This window comes from Devosia sp. XGJD_8 (assembly GCF_046614475.1).
Lineage (GTDB): Bacteria > Pseudomonadota > Alphaproteobacteria > Rhizobiales > Devosiaceae > Devosia.
The window spans coordinates 29,194-49,875 of record NZ_JBKJHF010000003.1 but is presented as its reverse complement, the minus strand read 5'-3'; the positions used below and the strand labels follow the sequence as shown (position 1 = coordinate 49,875).

17 protein-coding genes are annotated in these 20,682 nt (G+C 61.4%); 13 read left to right on the top strand and 4 right to left on the bottom strand.

The features are described from left to right. Nucleotides 1–99: 99 nt before the first annotated feature. The 7 genes from ACLI1C_RS18930 to ACLI1C_RS18900 all read left to right on the top strand — a co-directional run bounded on the left by ACLI1C_RS18930 (nt 100) and on the right by ACLI1C_RS18900 (nt 7,739). Nucleotides 100–1,056 carry a D-2-hydroxyacid dehydrogenase gene (locus ACLI1C_RS18930; protein ID WP_411399124.1) on the top strand — a complete coding sequence of 319 codons (957 nt, stop codon included), beginning with the start codon at nt 100–102 and terminating at the stop codon, nt 1,054–1,056. A 10-nt stretch (nt 1,057–1,066) separates the two neighbouring features. Next, the gene (locus tag ACLI1C_RS18925) at nt 1,067–1,474 is read left to right on the top strand and encodes a nuclear transport factor 2 family protein (protein WP_411399123.1); all 408 of its coding nucleotides are present in this window, start codon (nt 1,067–1,069) and stop codon (nt 1,472–1,474) included. A 67-nt stretch (nt 1,475–1,541) separates the two neighbouring features. Then, nucleotides 1,542–3,467: an ABC transporter substrate-binding protein gene (locus ACLI1C_RS18920; RefSeq protein ID WP_411399122.1), complete on the top strand. Its 1,926-nt coding sequence runs from the start codon at nt 1,542–1,544 to the stop codon at nt 3,465–3,467. 54 nt (nt 3,468–3,521) lie between these two features. Then, nucleotides 3,522–4,508, top strand: a complete 987-nt coding sequence (locus ACLI1C_RS18915; protein ID WP_411399121.1) for an ABC transporter permease — start codon at nt 3,522–3,524, stop codon at nt 4,506–4,508. Nucleotides 4,509–4,514: 6 nt separating this feature from the next. Next, entirely contained in the window at nt 4,515–5,663 is a 1,149-nt protein-coding gene (locus ACLI1C_RS18910; RefSeq protein ID WP_411399120.1) for an ABC transporter permease, read from the top strand. Further along, a complete protein-coding gene (locus tag ACLI1C_RS18905) occupies nt 5,653–6,693 on the top strand; it encodes an ABC transporter ATP-binding protein (RefSeq protein ID WP_411399119.1) in 1,041 nt (346 codons plus the stop codon). Before ACLI1C_RS18910 ends, ACLI1C_RS18905 begins: the two co-directional genes overlap by 11 nt. Further along, the gene (locus ACLI1C_RS18900) at nt 6,690–7,739 is read left to right on the top strand and encodes an ABC transporter ATP-binding protein (protein WP_411399118.1); all 1,050 of its coding nucleotides are present in this window, start codon (nt 6,690–6,692) and stop codon (nt 7,737–7,739) included. Before ACLI1C_RS18905 ends, ACLI1C_RS18900 begins: the two co-directional genes overlap by 4 nt. Nucleotides 7,740–7,781: 42 nt before the next feature. Here the strand turns inward: ACLI1C_RS18900 and ACLI1C_RS18895 are convergent, their stop codons facing one another. From ACLI1C_RS18895 to ACLI1C_RS18885, 3 genes are read right to left on the bottom strand one after another with little or no spacing between them, the layout of a single operon-like run. Continuing rightward, nucleotides 7,782–8,663: a 2-hydroxy-3-oxopropionate reductase gene (locus ACLI1C_RS18895; protein WP_411399117.1), complete on the bottom strand. Its 882-nt coding sequence runs from the start codon at nt 8,661–8,663 to the stop codon at nt 7,782–7,784. A gap of 27 nt (nt 8,664–8,690) precedes the next feature. Beyond that, entirely contained in the window at nt 8,691–9,494 is an 804-nt protein-coding gene (locus ACLI1C_RS18890) for a fumarylacetoacetate hydrolase family protein (RefSeq protein ID WP_411399116.1), read from the bottom strand. Between the two features lie 9 nt (nt 9,495–9,503). Beyond that, nucleotides 9,504–10,601 carry a LacI family DNA-binding transcriptional regulator gene (locus tag ACLI1C_RS18885; RefSeq protein WP_411399115.1) on the bottom strand — a complete coding sequence of 366 codons (1,098 nt, stop codon included), beginning with the start codon at nt 10,599–10,601 and terminating at the stop codon, nt 9,504–9,506. Nucleotides 10,602–10,975: 374 nt separating this feature from the next. Here ACLI1C_RS18885 and ACLI1C_RS18880 point away from each other — a divergent pair, with 374 nt between their 5' ends. The 6 genes from ACLI1C_RS18880 to ACLI1C_RS18855 all read left to right on the top strand — a co-directional run bounded on the left by ACLI1C_RS18880 (nt 10,976) and on the right by ACLI1C_RS18855 (nt 19,303). After that, complete coding sequence (locus ACLI1C_RS18880) at nt 10,976–12,055, top strand: ABC transporter permease (RefSeq protein ID WP_411399393.1); 1,080 nt, start codon at nt 10,976–10,978, stop codon at nt 12,053–12,055. Continuing rightward, on the top strand, nt 12,052–13,089 hold the full coding sequence (locus ACLI1C_RS18875; protein ID WP_411399114.1) for an ABC transporter ATP-binding protein: 1,038 nt from the start codon (nt 12,052–12,054) through the stop codon (nt 13,087–13,089). Before ACLI1C_RS18880 ends, ACLI1C_RS18875 begins: the two co-directional genes overlap by 4 nt. Continuing rightward, nucleotides 13,086–14,135: an ABC transporter ATP-binding protein gene (locus tag ACLI1C_RS18870; protein ID WP_411399113.1), complete on the top strand. Its 1,050-nt coding sequence runs from the start codon at nt 13,086–13,088 to the stop codon at nt 14,133–14,135. Before ACLI1C_RS18875 ends, ACLI1C_RS18870 begins: the two co-directional genes overlap by 4 nt. Next, nucleotides 14,125–16,224 (top strand): alpha-amylase family protein, encoded by a 2,100-nt coding sequence (locus ACLI1C_RS18865; RefSeq protein WP_411399112.1) that lies wholly within the window; start codon nt 14,125–14,127, stop codon nt 16,222–16,224. Before ACLI1C_RS18870 ends, ACLI1C_RS18865 begins: the two co-directional genes overlap by 11 nt. A gap of 100 nt (nt 16,225–16,324) precedes the next feature. Next, nucleotides 16,325–18,256 (top strand): ABC transporter substrate-binding protein, encoded by a 1,932-nt coding sequence (locus ACLI1C_RS18860; RefSeq protein ID WP_411399111.1) that lies wholly within the window; start codon nt 16,325–16,327, stop codon nt 18,254–18,256. A gap of 60 nt (nt 18,257–18,316) precedes the next feature. Beyond that, nucleotides 18,317–19,303 (top strand): ABC transporter permease, encoded by a 987-nt coding sequence (locus tag ACLI1C_RS18855; RefSeq protein ID WP_411399110.1) that lies wholly within the window; start codon nt 18,317–18,319, stop codon nt 19,301–19,303. A 367-nt stretch (nt 19,304–19,670) separates the two neighbouring features. On the opposite strand, the gene ACLI1C_RS18850 is transcribed toward ACLI1C_RS18855, so the two are convergent. Then, entirely contained in the window at nt 19,671–20,681 is a 1,011-nt protein-coding gene (locus ACLI1C_RS18850) for a 5-methylcytosine restriction system specificity protein McrC (protein WP_411399392.1), read from the bottom strand. Nucleotide 20,682: the final 1 nt, after the last annotated feature.

Below are 20,682 nucleotides of genomic sequence, written 5' to 3'. Positions count from 1 at the left end.
AAGCGCAATATGTTGCGTTTTTCTGTTGCGTCCTACTGGCGTCGCGACTACCTTTTTCGATAATAAGATCCGCTCATGCGGCAGACACGAGGGGGAGAAATGGCCGAGGCAAATGACAAGCTGCGGATTTTGCTGACGGGCGAGATAGACGACAAGCGCTTCGCCGAGCTCCAGGCAATCGCACCCAATGCGAACATGACCTTCTACGAAAAGCAGGCCGATATGGAGGCCGCGGTGGAGGGTGCCGACATTGTCGCGGGGCAGTTGTCCGCCGGTGCACTGGCACGTGGCAGGAAGCTTAAATGGGTGCATAGCTGGGCCGCTGGACCCAACACTCAGCTCTATCCTGAATTCGTCGCGAGCCCTGTAGTGCTTACCTGCTCAAAGGGAAACGGGGCCATTCCACTGGCCGAGCATGCGATGATGCTCATGATCATGCTCAACCGCAATGCGATGCGGTGGGTCGAGGGGCAGCGTAACCGCAAGTGGGACGCCTTCTTCCACGGCGAACTCAACGGGCTGACAGTCGGCATCATAGGAGCGGGTTATTCCGGCGTCGATCTGGCGCTCAAGGCTCAGGCTTTCCATATGCGGGTGTTGGGACTGCGCCGCAATCAGAAGCCGACTGCAAACTTTGACCGCATGTACTCGCGCGACCAGTTGCACGAGTTTCTGGGCGAGTGCGACTTCGTCGTCGTGACTGCGCCCAAGACGCCGGAAACGACGGACATGCTGGGCGAGGCCGAATTCAGGGCGATGAAGAAGACGGCTTACTACGTCTGCTTCTCGCGCGGCGGGGTCGCCAATGACGAAGCGCTGTACCGAGCCATTACCGAAGGCTGGATTGCCGGCGCGGGGCTGGATGCGCATGGTGTCGAGCCCCTGCCGGAAGACAGCCCGTTCTGGAACGCGCCCAATACCATCGTGACGCCGCATAACGGCGCGACAACGCTCGCCACCAAGGCGCGCGGCTACCAGATATTCGCCGACAATCTGATCCGCTACGTGGCCGGAGAGCCGCTGATCAATATCGTCGACAAGCATATGGGCTATTGAGGAGGCCGTGATGGACCATGAAGCCGAGATGGCCTGCCAAAGGCTGGTAATTGCTTCCTACAGCCTGATGGACCAGGGGCGCTATGAGGATACTGCGGCCCTGTTCACTGACGATGCCGTATGGGTTCGCGGTGGCAAACCGGTAGCGGGTCGGAGCGCGATTCTGGACGCCCTCAAGCAGCGTCCGGCGAGCGACCTTTCGCGGCATCTGGTCACCAATGTGTTGGTCGAGTCGGTCTCGGACCAGGAAGCCAGTGCGACTGCGTGCTTTGTGCCGTTGCGCGGCACCAAGCGCGAAGACGGCAGTGTGGCCACTCCCCAGATTACCAATGTGGGCGATCTGGCCTACCGGTTCCGCCGTGAGGCGGACGGCTGGCGCATTGCGCATCTGCAACCGACGATGATTTTCAAACCCTGACCGGACATGGCGCGAATGCGCCGGACGGCAGGGAGGCAGGATCGAAAAGACATTATGGGAGGGGACTATGAAACTGACGAAGAGAGTTGGCCGCGCTGCCTTGCTCGGCATCATGTTGATGCACAGCGCATCTGCCTGGGCATTCAATCAGGCACCTGACCTGCAGGCGATGGTGGACGCCGGTAGCCTGCCGCCAGTGGCTGAGCGGCTGCCGGCCGAACCACTGGTGCTGACGCCGCTCAAAGAGGTGGGCAGCTATGGCGGGGAGATGCGCACCGATCTGCTGGGGGGTACGGACCGCGGCTACGGCTGGCTGAACCGTATCCTGGGATACGAACCGCTGGTCCGCTTCGCGCCCGAAGGCGGGACCGTCATTCCCAATATTGCCGCGTCCTGGGATGTGAACCCAGAAAGCACCGAGTTCACCTTCCATCTGCGTGAGGGCATGAAGTGGAGCGATGGTGCGCCAGTGACCGCCGACGACATCGTGTTCTGGTATGAAGATATGGCGCTTAACACGGAGCTGTATCCCGGTGGGCCGGGCGGACACATGATGAATGCGGGCACCCCGGCCACGCTCACCAAGGTCGACGACCTTACTGTCAAGTTTACCTTTGCCGCACCCTATGGCCTGTTCCTGCAGCAATTGGCTTCGGGCAACAACCAGCCGCCGATCGCGCCCAGGCACTATGGGGAGCAGTTCCTGCCCAAGTACAACGAGGCCGGCTTGCCTGACCTGCTCAAGGCGGCGGGCACGGCGACCTGGGTGGAACTGTTCAACCAGAAAGTGGGCGGCGCAACGGGCAGCGATTTCGCCAAGTGGCTCAATCCCGAACTGCCCACGGTCAATGCCTGGACGGTAACCAGCCCCTATGACGGCGCCAGCACGCAGGTGGTCGCCAAGCGCAACCCCTTCTACTGGAAGGTCGATACCGCCGAGAACCAGTTGCCCTATCTCGATCAGGTCGTATTCCCGATTGTCGGCGATCCCGAGGTCCTCAAGCTGATGGTGATGAACGGCCAGGTCGATTTCGTCTACCGGCCGCAGAACTTCACCATCACCGACAAGCCGACCTTCTTCGATAACCAGGAAGCCGGCCAGTATCACTTCATCGACCTGAGCGCCGACGTATCGGCCGCACATGCGCTTCATCTCAACCTGACGGTGCTGGACGAGACCAAGCGAGCGCTCTTCACCAACAAGGACTTCCGCATCGCGCTCAGCCATGCGCTGAACCGCCCGGAACTGATCGACATCATCTATGTGGGGCAGGGGGAGGCCTATCAGGTCGCGCCGCGTCCGGAATCGGCCTTCTACGACCAAGCCTTTGCGCGCCAGTACACCGAATACGATCCCGACAAGGCCAACCAGATGCTCGACGCGCTCGGCCTGACCGAGCGCGACGGCAATGGCATTCGCCTGATGAGCAACGGTCAGCCGCTCTCCATTCGCATGGATGTGCGAACCGACACGACCCAGCAGATCGACAGCCTGGAGCTGATCCAAGGCTACTGGAAAGATGTCGGGATCGACCTCCAGGTCAATGTAATCGACAGCGCACTCTACCGGGAACGACAGGTTGCCAACCTCTACGAGGCGATCTCGAACGTCGGTGCCGGCGGTTTGAACGAACTGCTCAACCCGCGCCTCTACGTACCCATCAACGACAACGCGCTCTACGCAGTGCCGTGGTCCTACTGGTACAACAAGGATGATCGCGGCATCGAGCCGGATGCGGTGACAGTCGAGCAGCTCAGAATCTACGACGAAGCGCTGGCGACAGCCGACGCCGATAAGCAGGCCGAGCTGTTCAGGGAGGTGCTCGCCATTGCCAGGGATGAATTCCGCAGCTTTGGTATCTCGCTGCTGACCGGCACCTATGCGATTGCCACCAACCGGCTCGGCAATGTGCCCGACACCATGATCGACTCGGCAATCTATCCGACACCGGCGCCGCTCAATCTGTCGACCTGGTACATCAAAGCGCAATAGGCTTTCCGGCCCCGCAGTGAAGGCTGCGGGGCTGGTGTAACCTGGGAGCTCGGGATGCTCACGTTCTTGATCCGTCGGCTGGTCTACATGCTGGTGACTCTGGCCCTGGTCTCGGTGCTGACTTTCGTCATCATCCAGCTGCCGCCAGGTGACTACTTGAGCTCGATGGTGGCCGGGCTGAGCGCCGAGGGGGTGCAAGTCAACCAGGCCTTCGTCGAAGGTATGCGCGAGCGCTACGGCCTCGGCGAGCCCTTCTACATCCAATATTGGAAGTGGATATCCAACATCCTGTTCTACGGCGATTTCGGCCAGTCGTTCGAATGGAACCGCCCGGTGGCCAGCCTGATCTACGAGCGAATGGGACTGACAGTTGTCCTGTCGGTTTCGACGCTGCTGTTCATCTGGGCCGTCGCCTTTCCCATCGGCATCTATTCCGCGATCCGGCGCCATTCCATCGGCGCGCACCTGGCCACGTTTGTCGGCTTTATCGGCCTGGCAATCCCGAACTTCCTGATCGCGCTGGTGTTCATGTATCTGTCCTTCCGCTATCTGGGGCAGTCGGTGGGCGGGCTGTTCTCGCCGGAGTTCGAGAACCTGCCCTGGAGCCTAGCCAAGGTCGGCGACCTGATCAGCCACCTTTGGATTCCTGTCATCGTGCTGGGCATGGCCGGGACGGCCAGCCTGATCCGCATCATGCGCGCCAACTTGCTGGACGAGCTGAACAAGCCCTACGTGGTGACGGCGCGGGCCATGGGTCATCCCGAACATGTGCTGCTGTTGAAATACCCCGTGCGCGTTGCTCTCAACCCGTTCGTATCGACGGTCGGCTGGGTGCTGCCGGGCCTGGTTTCGGGGGCGACCATCACCGCCATCGTGCTCAACCTACCCACTTCGGGACCGATGCTGTTGCGGTCCCTGCTGACCCAGGACATGTATCTGGCCGGCAGCTTCATCCTGCTGCTGTCCACCCTGACGGTGATCGGCACGCTAATTTCCGACATTCTGCTGGCGTGGCTTGATCCGCGCATCCGCTACAGTTGAGGCGTCATGACCGACCAAACCATCGCTCCCGCAGCGCCGCTCGCCCCCCTGGCCGAGCCGGAATACAAGGAACAGGTCGCTGGCCAGTGGCAACTGATCTGGTGGCGTTTTCGCCGCAACAAGATCGCGCTGCTGAGTGGCGCGGTAGTGCTGGCGATCTATCTGGTGGCGATCTTCGCCGAATTCCTGGCGCCGTTCTCGCCGGAGTACTACGAGGGTCGCTATGCCTATGCACAGCCCCAGCAACTGCACCTGTTCTCCCAGGATGAGGATGGCTGGCGGTTCGCCCCCTATGTGAACGGCTATACGAGTTCGGTCGATCCGGTGTCGTTCAAGCGCACCTTCGTGCCAGACGCGGACAAGCCGGTGCCAGTCGCCTTCTTTGGCAAGGGCGAGCCCTACCTGATGTTCGGGTTCATCCCGGCCGACATCCATTTCATCACGCCGGTCAACGCGCGTGACCCGATGTACCTGTTCGGGGCAGACAGGCTCGGCCGCGACGTGTTGAGCCGCACTATCCACGGAACCCGCGTCTCGATGTCGATCGGTCTGATCGGCGTTACGGTCAGCCTCGTGCTCGGCATTATCCTCGGCGGGATCTCCGGCTTCATGGGCGGTACGGTCGACAACCTGATCCAGCGGTCCATCGAGTTCCTGCAGTCCATCCCGACCATCCCGCTTTGGATGGGCCTGGCCGCGGCCATTCCGCAAAGCTGGTCGGCGCTGCAGGTCTATTTCGCCATCACCATTATCCTTTCGCTGATCGGCTGGACCGGGCTCGCCCGCGAGGTCCGCGGCAAGTTTATGGCGCTCAAGCACGAGGACTTCGTGGTGGCGGCGCGGCTTGACGGGCTTGGCGAGATGGCGATTATCCGCAAGCACCTAGTGCCGTCCTTCCTCAGCCATATCGTAGCCTCGGTGACGCTTGCCATTCCGGCGATGATCCTGGCCGAAACAGCCCTTAGCTTCATCGGCATCGGCCTCAAACCGCCGGTGGTGAGCTGGGGTGTCTTGTTGCAGGAGGCCCAGAACATTCGCTCGGTGGCGTCGGCGCCTTGGCTCTTCCTGCCCGGCGCCGCCATAGTAGTGGCTGTGCTTTCGATGAACTTCCTTGGCGACGGCCTAATCGACGCGGCGGACCCCTATGGCCAGTAACCGCACCACGCCTCTGCTCGAGATCAATGGCCTAAAAACCTATTTTGGCACCGGCAACCCCATCCGTGCCGTCGACGGTGTCGATCTCACCGTCGGCGAGGGCGAGACGGTCTGCGTGGTCGGCGAATCGGGGTGCGGTAAGTCCATGCTGGCGCGCTCGATCCTGCGCATTGTCTCTCGCCCCGGCAACGTGGTCGGCGGATCGATGAAGTTCCGCAAGTCGGACGGCAGCATCGTGGACCTGGCGAGTCTGGATCCCACCGGCGAAGAAATCCGCCGCGTTCGCGGCAATGAGATCGCAATGATCTTCCAGGAGCCGATGACCTCGCTGGGGCCGGTGCAGACCATCGGATCACAGATCATGGACGCCATCCGCCTGCATCGGAAGGTCGGTAAGCGCGAAGCGCGGGACCGTGCTGTCGAGATCCTGCGCCGGGTCGGCATGCCGAGGCCCGAAGAGCGGCTTAACGCCTATCCGTTCCAATTGTCCGGTGGCATGCGGCAGCGTGCCATGATCGCTCTGGCCTTGTCCTGCAGTCCGCGTCTGCTGATTGCCGACGAGCCGACGACGGCGCTCGACGTCACCACGCAAGCGGTGATTTTGGACCTGATCAAGGAGTTGCAGGCCGAGTCGGGCATGGCGGTCCTGTTCATTACCCATGATCTGGGGGTGGTGGCGGAGATCGCCGACAATGTTGCAGTGATGTATCTGGGCCGGGTGGTCGAGCGGTCCGACGTGGACGGCATCTTCCACCAGCCCAAGCACCCCTATACGCGCGGACTGCTGCGCTCCATCCCCCGCCTGGGCATCCATGTGGGCGAGGATCTCGACACGATCGAGGGCATGGTGCCCAACCCGCTCAATCGGCCAAACGGCTGCAGCTTCCACCCGCGCTGCCGCGAGGCTGTGGCCGGACTATGTAACAGAATCGACCCAAGGCGAACCGATTTGCCGGATGGATCGCAGGTGCGCTGCCTGCTCCATGAACCGCTGTCGGCTGATGTCCGCCTTGCTGGAGGCACGCCATGACCGACATGACCCCCATCCGCACCGTCGATCAGTCGCCCGTCCTGTTGCGGGTGAAAGACCTCCAGGTCCATTTTCCGATTACGCGGGGCCTGCTGCGCCGTACCGTCGGCCACGTAAAGGCGGTTGATGGTGTATCTTTCGAGGTTCGCCAGGGCGAAGTGCTAGGCCTTGTGGGTGAAAGCGGCTGCGGCAAGACGACGACCGGCCGAGCGCTGCTGCGCATCGTCGAGCCGACGGCCGGAAGCATACAGTTCCGCCAGTCGGACGGGCGTGAGGTCGATGTCGTCGCGGCCGATAGGGCCCAGCTCAAGCGCTTGCGGCGCGACATGCGCATGGTCTTCCAGGATCCAAACGCCTCGTTGAACCCGCGCCTGCCGGTGGGGGAGATCATCGGCCAGAGCCTCCAGTACAACGATGTTCCACGGGCCGAGGCGGACGATCGCGTTGCCACGCTGCTGCGGCGCGTCGGTCTGCGCCCCGAATACATCAAGCGCTATCCGCATGCCTTTTCCGGTGGCGAGCGCCAGCGTATCGGCATTGCCCGAGCCCTGGCACTCAATCCGGCCTTCGTGGTGTGCGACGAGGCGGTCTCGGCGCTGGACGTGTCGGTCCAGGCACAAATCCTGCGCCTGCTGCGCGAACTCAAGCGCGAGTTCAACCTCACGTACCTGTTCGTGGGCCACGACTTGGCGGTGATCCAGCACATCTGCGATCGGGTGGCCGTCATGTATGCCGGCAAGCTCGTCGAGATCGGGCCGACCCGGACGCTGTTCAATGTTCCAAAGCATCCCTATACCGAAGCACTGCTTTCGGCTGTGCCGCGACCCGATCCGCGCCTGCGGCGCAAGGGTGACCGTATCCGGCTGCCGGGCGAGGTGGCTGATGTCACCAATCTGCCGACGGGCTGCGCGTTCCATCCGCGCTGCCGCTATGCCACCGATCTTTGCAGGGCGGAAACGCCCCCGTTTCGAGAGCTGGGCGAGGGACAGTCGGCTGCCTGCCACTATGCTGACACGCTGCAATTGGCTGGCACCGGCGTTCCGTGACACTAAACGCGGTGTGCAACGGCCATGGCCTGGCGGTAAGAATTAGCCGTCCTGCTTGATGTCGGACATGTGCTCGATCATCTGGATCAATGCGGAGTGATCGCGATCGCCCAGTCCATTAGCGACGGCGCCGTTCATCAGCTGTTGGGTGGCGGCCGTATTTGGCAGACTAAGGTTCAGCTGGCGCGCAGCGTCGACGGCGAGGCTGAGGTCCTTGCGGTGCAGACGGATGCGGAAGCCGGGGTCGAAGGTGCGCTTGACCATGCGCTCGCCGTGCACCTCGAGAATACGCGAGGAAGCGAAGCCGCCGATGAGGGCCTCGCGCACCTTGGCAGGGTCGGCTCCAGCGGACTTGGCGAAGGTCAGGGCCTCGGCGACGGCCTCGATTGTAAGGCCGACAATGATCTGGTTGGCAACCTTGGCGGTCTGACCGTCGCCCACACCACCGACGTGGGTGATGTTCTTGCCCATATTTTCGAACAGGGGCATGGCGCGCGCAAAATCCGTTTCGCTGCCGCCAGCCATGATCGACAGCGTCGCTGCCTTGGCGCCGACCTCGCCACCCGATACCGGAGCATCGACATAGCCGACGCCCTTGGCGCTTAGGCGCTTGGCGAACTGCTTAGTGGCGACCGGCGAAATCGAGCTCATGTCGATGAGGAGCTTGCCGGACGACAGGTGATCAGCAATGCCGCCCTCGCCGAACAGCACGGATTCAACGTCACCGGTATCGGGCAGCATAAGAATGACGACCTCGCCTTGCTGGGCAACCTCGGCGGCGCTGTCGCAGCGCTTTCCGCCGCGTTCCAGCAGGTTGCGATGGTTGTCCTTGACCCGATAGAGGTGAACCTCATGCCCTGCGGCAATCAGCTGTCCCGCCATCGGCGAGCCCATGACCCCCAGGCCGATAAACCCTACCTGCATCCCGTCCTCCGCATGTTCTTGAACTGGCTATCCTAGCGTCGTCTCGACTGCGCCCAGGCCCGCAATCTCGCCGCGAATGGTTTTGGCAGCGCCGGTGGGCGCGACGAGCCGTGCGCCGGTGGTGATGACCTGACCCCGGCGCAGCGGCATACCGCGCGCCAGGGCGTGGTTTGCCAACAGGGCCAGCGTCCGCAGGATCGTTGCCGTGTCGGCGCCGGTAGACGCGTTGGCCTGTTCAACGCCATCAAAGATCAGCGTCGATTTGGCATTGCCGGTATCAAGCATTTCCCAATCCGACAGCCCGCCTCCTACGACGAAGCCGGCACTGTTCTGCAGGTCGCTCAACTGCGTCAGGCGATCGACCTGGTCACGGTCCGTCCAGCTGAAGGTGATAAGTTCGATGAGCGGGTGAAGACTAGCGACAGCCTCGCGGACCGAGGCCGCATCGTACGAGCTTTTCTGCGCCCAAAGATCGCGGCCCAGCGTCAGGGCGATTTCGAGTTCAACTAGCACGATCGGCAACGGCCCGCGTGCCCCGACATGGCCTTGGTTGAAGATCAGGGTTGCAGGCAAAGGCGAGAGGAATGGCGCTGCATCATCGCCCGCGAAAATCTTCCAGCCACCGACGGATCCCAATTGAGCGATGATGGCGTCCTGGATGTGGTGTGCATCAGCCTGCGAGCTGGGCCGCAGATGTGGCAAGAGGTGCGGCAGGGTAATTCCCGTCCGGCGTGCCTCAAGCAACAGCTGCGCGGCCTCCGACGCTGACGATCCCGTCGAAGATGCCTCGACGCTTTCGCCAGGCTCTGCCGCTTCACCATCATGCTGCATCTAAAGCCCTCATGTGGGTATAGCCAGGTCGCGCAGCCGGTGCCGCCAAGATTCGCTTGTCGCTGGACCGCTTGACTGCCGCTCAACCAGATTGGGCACAAGGTTGATCCGCTGCGGCGGCAGGCCATTCATGAATGGCGACTGGCCGGCTCGAGCCAGCAAGACCCGGACGGCGGCGACCCCCATTTCGCGGTGCGGCATGTGCACGGTGGTCAATTGTGGGGATATACGGGTGGCTATCGCATAATCGGCGTGCCCCACTACCGATACGTCCTCGGGAATGCGAAGCCCCATGCGCATCAACTCGGACACTACGGTGACCGCAACAGTGTCGCTACCGCAGAAGAACGCAGTTGGCTCGAACCCCGTGGCGGCCATGGCAATCACCGCTTCGCGCAGGTCGCCAGCGGCCTGATCATCCGAAAAGGCGATCTCTCGCAGCTCCATGTCCGTCGCTTCGGCGACGGCATCGGCGAAGCCCGTCAGGCGCGCCAAGCGCCCAGGATAGCCCAGTCGCCCGTGGGTGTAGACCACTTTGCGATGACCGAGCGACTTGAGGTAATGTGCTACGAAGACACCGGCCTCGACGTCCGCGGCGCTGACCTGGTCCTTCGCCCACAGGGGCGGAATGATGTGGTTCACCACGACGGCGGGCAGGGGACTTGCCAGAACCGCGTCCAGCATTGGTGCGGCATGCGGACCAACCAGAATATAGCCGATTGAGCCGTTGCCCAGCCGCGAAAGTTCATCGGCATCTTCAAGCCACCGCACCGAAACGCTATAGCCCTGGGCTGCCGCCTCATGGTCGATGCCGTTCTGCACATCAACCCAGAGTTCGCGGCTAGCTGTCGCTCGATTCTTGAAGACCACGTCGACCTGGAGCGATTTGTTCACGCGTTTTTTCGCGTCGTAACCCAGTGAGGCCGCGGTCTCCTCGATAAGGAGACGGGTCGGCCCGCTCACCCCGGCCTTTCCGCTGAGGGCGCGGGAGACCGCGAATTTCGAGATGCCGAGGTGATCGGCAATGTTCTGAATGGTGACCCGCGCCATGACAGTGCCGACGGCACGATCCTCCCGACCTGCTTGTTTGTTCCCTTGTTTTGTCATTGTTAGGTCTCGTTTGGATCGCGTGTCAACTGTCACCACGTCGTCAGTCGTGCTGTTAGTACATTTTCTTCCGTCAATTTTCGAGCAGACTCAGAGCAAAAGCTAGGATTTGCGACACATTATCCCTGTCTTTCCTGCGGCAACATGGGGCTAAAACCGAAGAGTCTTCTGACAAAGCCGCTTGACGACCCCGGCCTGCCGTGATGATGTTTGGCTAACGTCGTACAAAAAAGCTCCAAACAAGGAGCTCGAACGGGAGGGCGGCCGGTGAAACTTCGTGCGTTGCGACACATGCTTGTGCCTGTGCGTTTGTCATGACGGCAACGCTTGATGGCCAGCCGGCAATTCGGCCGCGTGACGCTGCCGCGGTGGGCATGGCAAGTCAGCGCCAACTTATCTGGCGCAAGTTCACGGAACACAAACTGGCGGTTGTGAGCCTTGTCGTCATCGCGCTGGTCTATCTGGTCGGCGCGTTCTGCGAGTTTGTCGCCCCCCGCACGCCGGACCACTACGACTCCGCCTACACCATGCTGGCGCCGCAACCGCTGAAATTTTTCTACACCGACGAAGGCGGCGCGACTCACTTTGGTATGCACGTGAACGGTTTCTCGTCGCAGCGCGACCCGGATACGCTGCGCCGGGTCTTTACGCTCGATGAATCGATACGGGTTCCGGTCGGTCTGTTCGTGAAGGGGCAGCCCTACATGATGTGGGGCTTTATCCCGGCCGACATCCACCTGATCGGCCCAGTCGACGTCAGCCAGCCATTCTACCTGCTGGGATCCGACCGCCTGGGCCGAGACGTGCTTAGCCGAGTAATCTACGGGACCCGTATCTCCACATCGATCGGGCTGATCGGCGTCGCCATCAGCCTGGTGCTCGGTGTGATTCTGGGCGGCATTTCAGGCTATTTCGGTGGCTGGATCGACAATTTCATCCAGCGCATCATCGAGTTCATTATGTCGGTTCCGACCATACCGCTGTGGATGGGCCTGGCAGCGGCCATTCCGGTCACCTGGTCGCCCATACTGGTCTACCTGATCATCACGATGATCATCTCGCTCATCGGCTGGACATCGCTGGCGCGAGAGGTCCGAGGCCGCTTTATGTCGTGGCGCAACGAGCCCTTCGTCGTGGCCGCGCGGCTCGACGGCACCAGCCAGATGACCATCATCGGGCGGCATCTGGTGCCCGGCTTTGTCTCCCACATCATCGCCTCGGTGACGCTCGCCATACCTGCCATGATCATCGCCGAGACTTCGCTGTCGTTTCTCGGCATAGGGCTCAGGCCGCCGGTGGTGAGCTGGGGCGTGCTGCTGCAGGAGGCACAGAACATCAGGTCGCTTGCAGAAGCACCTTGGTTGCTGACGCCGGGCCTGCTGGTGATCGTCACTGTGCTTGCCCTCAATTTTCTCGGCGATGGCCTGCGTGACGCAGCGGACCCCTACTCATGACCGACAAACCCTTGCTCAGCATCCGCAATCTCAAGGTTCAGTTCGCGGTCCGCGAAGGGCTCATCCGCGCAGTCGATGGCATCGATATCGAGGCACATGCCGGCAAGACACTCTGCATCGTGGGCGAAAGCGGTTCGGGGAAATCCATGCTGGCGCGGGCGATTTTGCAGATCGTTTCGCGGCCGGGGCGCGTGACCGATGGCGAGATCGTTTTCCGTCGTGATGGGCAGGAGCCCGTCGACATCGCCAAGCTGGACCCGGATGGGAAACCTATCCGCTCGATTCGCGGGCGGGATATAGCCATGATCTTCCAGGAGCCGATGAACTCCCTGTCGCCGGTGCACAGCGTAGGCAACCAGCTCGTCGAGAAGATCCTGCTGCATCACAAGATCGGAACCCAGGCAGCAGTGGAGCGGGCGGTCGATGCGCTGGACAAGGTCGGTATCCCCAACCCCAAGGAGCGCCTCGCCAACTATCCGTTCGAGCTCAGCGGCGGCATGCGCCAGCGCGTCATGATCGCGATGGCGCTGGCCTGCCAGCCGGCCCTCCTGATCGCGGACGAGCCGACCACGGCGCTTGATGTCACCACACAGGCCAACATACTCGATCTGATTGCCGGGTTGCAGGATGAGCTGGGCATGGGCGTGATTTTCATAACGCACGACCTCGGGGTAGTTGCCGAGATCGCCGATGAGGTCGCCGTCGTCTACCTGGGCCGGGTGGTCGAGCGCGGCAGTATCGACGACATGTTCTACAACGCGCAGCATCCCTACACGCTGGCTCTGCTGTCCTCGATTCCCAAACTTGGAGCGCGGCGCGCCCGTGGCCAGCGGCTGCATGCCATTGAAGGCATGGTTCCCCATCCGCTCAATCGGCCGGTTGGCTGCCCGTTCAACACGCGCTGCCCCGAAGCGCGGCCCGGGCTCTGCGACTCCGTAGACCCGCGGACCCTCGAACTCGAGCCAAGCCATTTTGTTGCCTGTCACATGCGCGACCCGGCGATCCTCAAAGCCGAGCACAAGGTGACGGCATGATCGATCAGGATATTACCCCTGAGGTGCCCGAACTGTTGCTGCGCGCCCAAGACGTGAAAGTGCATTTTCCGATCCGGCGCGGCGTGCTCAAGCGTGTCGCCGGGTATGTGCGTGCGGTGGATGGTATCACGCTCGATGTTCGGTCCGGGGAAACCCTCAGCGTCGTGGGGGAAAGCGGTTGCGGCAAGACCACGCTCGGCCAGGCGCTGGTGCGGGTGCTCGAGCCGACTGCCGGACGGATCGAATACGCCAGGCGAGGCGAGCAATGGAAAGATATCGCCCACCTCAGTGAAACCGAGCTGCGACCCTATCGCTCGGACATACGGATGATCTTCCAGGACCCGTTCGCCTCGCTCAATCCGCGTCGGCGGGTGATCGACATCATCGGGGAGTCGCTGCGCAATTTCGGCGTCACTGACGAGCGTGAGGTGGAGAGCCGCGTCGCTGACCTGCTGCGCAAGGTGGGGCTGCGTCCAGAATATATGGCGCGCTACCCTTATGCATTTTCGGGTGGCGAGCGTCAGCGGATCGGCATCGCCCGCGCGCTGGCCGTGCATCCACGGCTGGTGGTGGCAGATGAATGCGTATCGGCGCTCGACGTGTCGATCCAGGCGCAGACGCTGAACCTGATGCAGGACCTGCAGGAAGAGTTCGCGCTCACCTATGTGTTCATCAGCCATGACCTGAGTGTGGTCGAATACATCTCCGATCGCGTTGCGGTCATGTATGCCGGCCGCATCGTCGAGCTCAGCGACACCGAGCCGCTGTTCGCGCAGCCACGCCATCCCTATACCGCCGCCCTGCTCGCCGCCGTGCCGCGGCCCGATCCGCGACGCGCCCGCACGCGCCAGCAGATGCGGCTCAAGGGCGAAGTCGCAGACCCTGCCAATCGCCCAACTGGATGTTCGTTTCATCCGCGCTGCCCATTTGCTGTCGACCGCTGCCGCACCGAGGATCCGCAACTGCGAGCCGTCGGCGCCAGCATGGTAGCCTGCCATTTTGCCGAAAGCCTCGACCTCAAGGGAGTGAACGCCGATGCTGCATGAACACGAACAACGCTCGGTCGCGGGTACTGATACCAAGACCTGGTGGCAGCGACCTTATCGCATGGTTCAGACCAACCTGCGCCAGCCGGATGCGCTCTATGATCAGAAGAAGCTGGCGCGCGAGGTCAAGGAATTCGGCGCCGACGTGCTGCTTTACAATATCGGCGGCATCTACGCCTTCTACCCCACCAAGCTGGAACTGCATGCCATCAACCCGTTGATGCAGGGCGACGCGCTGGGCGACGCCATCGAGGCGGCGCATTCGGAGGGCATCGCGCTGGTCGGTCGTTTCGATATGTCCAAGGCCACACGCCTTGGCTACGAGGCCCATCCGGACTGGTTCGTCCATAATGCCAAGGGCGAGTCGCTCGAATATAACGGCACCTACCAGGCCTGCGTCAATGGCGGCTGGTACCAGGACTATTCGCTGCAGATCATCAGCGAATCCCTTGGCAAATATGATGTCGACGGCGTGTTCTTCAACATGTTTGGCTACACCAATTTCAACTATTCGGGGCTCTATTTCGGCACCTGCGTTTGCGAAAACTGCCGTCGCCGATTCCACGACATGTATGGCAAGCCGCTGCCGCTGAAAGAGGACTTTTCCGATCCCTCGTATGCAGACTATCTCGAGTTTAAGGACCGCACCTCGCTTGAGCTGCGGGCCAAGGTCTACAAGCACATTAAGCAGGTGGCGCCCAAGGTCGCCATGACCGGCCATCGCGGCGACAGCGACCTTATCCGCATGGAAACGCAGCGCGCCGTCGATCGTCCGCAGCCGGAATGGCCCTACCAGGCCGGCGAGCAGGCGCGCTGGGGCCAGGCCTATGGCCAGGGTAAAACCGTGTCGTCCACCTCGGCCAACTTCATTGACTTCGCCTGGCGCTTCGTTTCGGAGACCGGCGCCTACCAGTTGGCCCGCGGAGCACAGCAACTGGCCAGCGGCGCCACGCTGGACTTCTACCTGCTCGGCGTGATGGACCAGGATGACAAGTCGGCCTTCGCCGATACGTCAAAGCTGTTCCACTGGCACAAGGCCAATGAAGCCAACTATAGCGGGCTCAAGCCCGCCTCCAAGATCGCGCTCTATCACTCCCATGCCGTGGTCCCGGGCCATGGCGCCGGTGGCTATGCCAAGCGGCCGGCCAGCGGCCAGTATGCAGAGGCTTCATTCCGCGGTGCCTATCGGGCGCTGGTCGAAGCGCGGTTGCCGTTCGACCTGGTGGTTGACGAGATCATCGCCGGCAAGGACGGCGCCAAGGTGCTGGGCCAGTATGAGGCGCTGGTATTGCCCAATGTAACCTGCATGTCCGATGCCGAAGTCAAGGCCATCGATGCTTGGGTCAAGGCTGGCGGCGTGCTGATGGCAACGGGCGAGACCGGGCTCTACGACGAGAAGGGCGCCCCGCGCGACAAGCCCGCGCTCGCCAGCCTGCCTATTACGGGCAAGCCGATGGCGCGACAGTACATGAAGGGCGCGTATTTCCGTGTCCGCCCGGGTGAACTGCCGATCGGCGACGTCAAGCTGCTGATGATGGACCATGCCTATTACGTCGCCGAACCCACCAAGGGCGCGGAGACCCTCCTGACGTTGCTGCCGCCGCAGCGCTTTGGGCCGCCCGAGCTCTGCTTCCCCGACTACGAAAGCGAGATGCCCGGCGCCATCATCGGCGCACATGGGAAGGGCAAGGCGATCTACGTGCCCTGGCATGCCGATGCGCTGTACTATCGCGACAGCCTGCCCCACACACGGACATTCCTGACTGATCTAGTGGTCCGCAACATCTCCGCCGTGCCAGTCAAGGTGGAGGGCCCGGGTGCGCTCGAACTGACCATCCAGGCACAGCCCGAGACCGGCAAGCTGCTGGTTCACCTGATCAACTACAGCGGCCAGCGCAACAACCTCTACGAAGACGCGCCGCCGCTGCACGGTCTTCGTATCGGCATCAAGGGTGTGACTGGCAGCGGCACTGCCCTGGTCGCTGGCAAGACTGTAGCGCCCGAGGGCAAAGCCGATGGCCAGGGCTACCTGTGGTACGCGCTGCCCCCGGTCACCGCCTTCGAAGCGATCCAGTTCAGCACGAAGTAAAGCCGGCGGCCCGCGCTGCCTGCCCAAACCCGGTTGTCCGGCAGAGCGGAGGCCTACTCCGCCAACGGCCTAAAAAGACACAGATAGAGGAGAGAGAACGATGCAAATGTTGAAATCGTCCTGGCGATTGTCGGCTCTGGGGTTTGCGGCGCTGCTGCTATCGGCCCCCGCCGGCTTTGCTCAGGACTACAAAGAAGCACCGATGCTCGCTGAGCAGGTTGCTGCGGGCAACTTGCCCCCGTTGGCGGAACGGTTGCCAACCAATCCGATGGTGGTCACGCCTTTCGAAAGCGTCGGGCAATATGGCGGCACATGGCGGCTGGTAATGAATTCGCCCAGCGACATCAGCACCCTTGCCCGCACCATTGGCTACGAGAATTTCGTCCGTTCTGTTACCTGGCAGCCTGATGTCGAGCAGGCCGACATCGTGCCAGAAGTCATCATGAACGTGGCTGAAAGCGTCGACGTCAACGAGGACGGCTCCGAATACACCTTCCATCTGCGCGAAGGTCACAAGTGGAGCGACGGCGAGCCCTACACTGCCGACGACGTCATGTTCTGGTACACCGACGTTTATTCAAACACCGAACTGTTTCCCTCCAAGCCGACCTGGTCGGTTCGCAACGGCACGCCGCTCGTGGTTGAGAAGATCGACGAGACAACGGTGAAATTCGTGTTCGGCGGTCCCAACGGCCTGCTGTTGCAGTATATGGCGACACCGTCCAACGACGCCGAGCAGAACCAGCCCTTCGCCTATCCGCGCCACTATCTCGAGCAGTTCCACCCCACCCATACGCCGGACGCTGCTGGCGCCGAGTGGGTGCAGAATTTCCATGCCAAGGCGGATATGTGGCGAAATGCAGAATTGCCGCGTCTCCACCCTTGGGTGATCACCCAGGGCATTGGCGAGGGCAGCGGTGCTCAGGTGGTTGCCGAGCGTAACCCTTATTACTTCAAGGTCGATACCGAGGGTAACCAACTGCCCTACTTCGATCGCGTGACCGTCGATATCATCACCGATGCGCAGGTCACCCTGCTCAAGGCAGCCAACGGCGATTTCGACATGCTCGATTCCTATGTGGGCTTTGTCGCCACCCCAGAAAACCGCGGCACGTTCTTCGACAACCAAGAGGCCGGCGGTTACGAGTTCTATGAGGTGCTGCCCAACCGCGCCAACCTGATGATCATCTCGCTCAACATGACTCACAAGGATCCCGTGTTCCGCGAGCTGTTCGGCAACAAGACCTTCCGCCAGGCGCTCTCAACTGCGATCAACCGGGAGGAAGTCATCGAGTTGGTCTGGCTGGGCCAGGGCATGCCCTACCAGACGGTAGAACGTCCCGAATCGCCGCTCTTCGATGAGGAAATGGCGACCCAGTTCACCCAGTTTGACATCGCCAAGGCCAATGAAATGCTCGACGGCCTGGGCCTGACCGAAAAGGATGGCAACGGTATCCGCCTGATGTCGGACGGTCGTCCGCTGCAGTTCACCATCGACATCTCGGTGATCCGCCAGCCGTGGATCGACAGTGCCGAACTGATCAAGGGCTACTGGAAGCAGATCGGCGTGGACCTGCTGATCAACACTTCGGACACGACCGCCCTCAACCAGCGCGTCGAATCCAACGAGCATGACGCGGCTGTATGGTCGGCCTCAGGCGGCACGGATTCTCTGTTCGATCCGAAGTACTACTTTCCCTCGTCGTGGGCCGCATTCTACGCCACCACCTGGGGCCAGTGGTTCACCAAGGACACCCTGCCCGAAGAGCCGCCTGCTGCCGCCAAAAAGCAGATGGAGCTCTACCAGCAGGTCTTCGCAGAGATCGATATTCCGTCGCGACTGGCGCTGATGAAGGAACTGCTCGCGATCTCCAAGGAGGAATTCTACACCATCGGCGTCATGCAGCCGACCTCGGACTATGGCGTCGTCAACAAACTGATGGCGAACTTCCCGGCTGTGCTGCTCGCCAGTAGCGAATATGCGCACCCCGGCGCTGCCAACCCCGAGCAGTTCTACTACACCGCCGAATAGTCCCTCCCCAGCCCGCCGTCCGGCCCATGGGCCGGACGGTCATTGCCCGGAGCATCATCCATGACCGCCTTTATCGCCCGTCGCTTCTTCTACATGCTGGTGACCATAGCTGCGATCTCGGTGATGACCTTCGTCATTATCCAGTTGCCGCCCGGTGACTATGTGACGGCCATGGTGGCGCAACTCAACCTCCAGGGCACCACTGTCGACCCCGCCGACATGGCGGCAATGCGCGCCCGCTACGGGCTCGACGATCCGCTGCACCTGCAATATTGGAAGTGGATATCCAACATCGTCCTGGCCGGAGATTTCGGCTATTCGCTGGAATGGCGGCGCCCGGTGTCGGACCTGCTGTGGAACCGGCTGGGCCTGACCTTCGTCTTGGCGCTGATCACGCTGCTCTTCATCTGGGCGATATCACTGCCCATCGGCATCTATACGGCGGTACGCAAGAACACCGTAGGCGACTACCTCGCCACCTTCATCGGCGTGCTCGGCCTGGCCATCCCCAATTTTCTGTTCGCTCTCGTGCTGATGTATATCTCGTTCAGCTACTTTAACACCGGCATCGGCGGCCTGTTCTCGCCCGAGTACGAGAACGCGCCCTGGAGTTGGGGCAAGCTGATCGATCTGGGCAGCCACCTCATCATTCCCACTATCGTGCTTGGCACTAGCGGCACGGCTTCGCTGATCCGCATCCTGCGCGCTAACCTGCTCGATGAGCTGGGCAAGCCCTACGTAGTTACGGCACGAGCCTATGGCCTCTCGGAGCGGCGGCTGCTGCTGAAATACCCGGTGCGTATCGCCTTGAACCCCTTTATTTCGACCGTAGGCTGGGTGCTCCCGACGCTGGTGTCGGGCGCGACCATTACCGCAGTGGTGCTCAACCTGCCTATGACCGGGCCGCTGCTGCTGCAGGCGCTGATCAGCCAGGACATGTATCTGGCCGGAAGTTTCATCATGATGCTCAGCGTCCTGACCGTGGTCGGCACTTTGCTATCCGACCTCCTGCTGGCTTGGCTCGATCCGCGCATCCGCTACAGTTGACCACTTGCTTCTCGTTGGATGGCTTGATCATCGTGAACTTCTGAGCGGCGCCAAGTGCCCAGACCTTAATGGATGCGTAAATAAGCACGCCCCGAGCAATACTGGCCAAAAACTTCGTGAGTGCACCTCAGAAATCGCCTTTCTCGGCGTCTCGCGGCAAATTGCGGCGTCCGGTCAGCCATCAGCCTAGCAGGTTTGCATTGGGTAGCGAGTATTGCGCCATGCGACCATTCGGGCTCGAGCGCAAAGCAGTTGGTCGCCTATATGCATGGACGTTATCAAGCCTTGAAGGTCCGCTTTCTCGTTCTGTTGTCTGATAGCGGACCGCCCGCTCCCCACCCGCATTCAGACATAGTCGTCCTGTGCCTTAGCCGCTGATGCTTGCTGCGAGCAAATTCCTCAAGCACTCACCCACCTCGCTCCAGGATGCGGACAGATCGATCGTTGCGACTGTGACTGACTGCCCGAGCAACCCGTAACGTTCTTCCAAATCTATGGTGGTTCGCGGGTATAGGAGCATGCCTGATACCTGCCGGTCCGGTCGCCTTGCCTCATGCGCCAAATAGCTAGCCAGCTGATACAAATGCGTAGAGCGAATACGCTGTCCGTAGCGCCCGGATGCAAGCGTCTGAGAATAGAACTTGGCATCGATGATCAGAGTCTGCGTCTCGGACCGAACCGTAATGTCAGTTTGCATGCCGGGAAGTAGTCGGAGACTTTCTGGGTTCTCGCTCTCTGCCTCCCAGGACAAGATTTCCGAGCCGATTTTGTACTGGGGAAACTCACTCCGGTAGAAGTTTCGAAGGAAGTCCTCGAACAAGGCAGACATTCTGACCTCATCCTTGAGGATGCTCTCAAACCGTGTCCCGGGGCCTTGTTCGTCAGGCATAAGGGAATGGAAAACGAACTCACAGGTGCGCATCAACAATCCGTACTGCGCGGTATTCCTCGAGAGCTGGACGCGGTGGAACAGATCGCCTGTGAGACGAACATCGCACACATCGTGGAAACGTCTTGCCGTCAGCCTAAGCTCATGGCGCAAGTCGCGGTGGATCTCCCGGCAGGCGGCAAGCGCGAGAAGCGTGCTGCGCAGGATGCGGTTGTGCAGCACATTAGGCGTGAGCTCATCGAACTCGCAGACCGCTACTCCTCGCATCATCGTCTGCTGCTTGATCATGTCGTCAAGCAATAGGCGTCCACGAGGCGATCTCGTGTGCTCCACAGATTGCCGGTAACCCCGATCGACACCGCGGCGAAGCAGCCGGTTCGATCCGGTTAACAGCACCTTTGCGAGAAGGGTAGGTAGGTCCGGGCTTTGATCCTGCCCAATGTCAGTCACAGGTCCAGCCTGGAAGTGGTTCCAAGCGTAGAGCAGCATA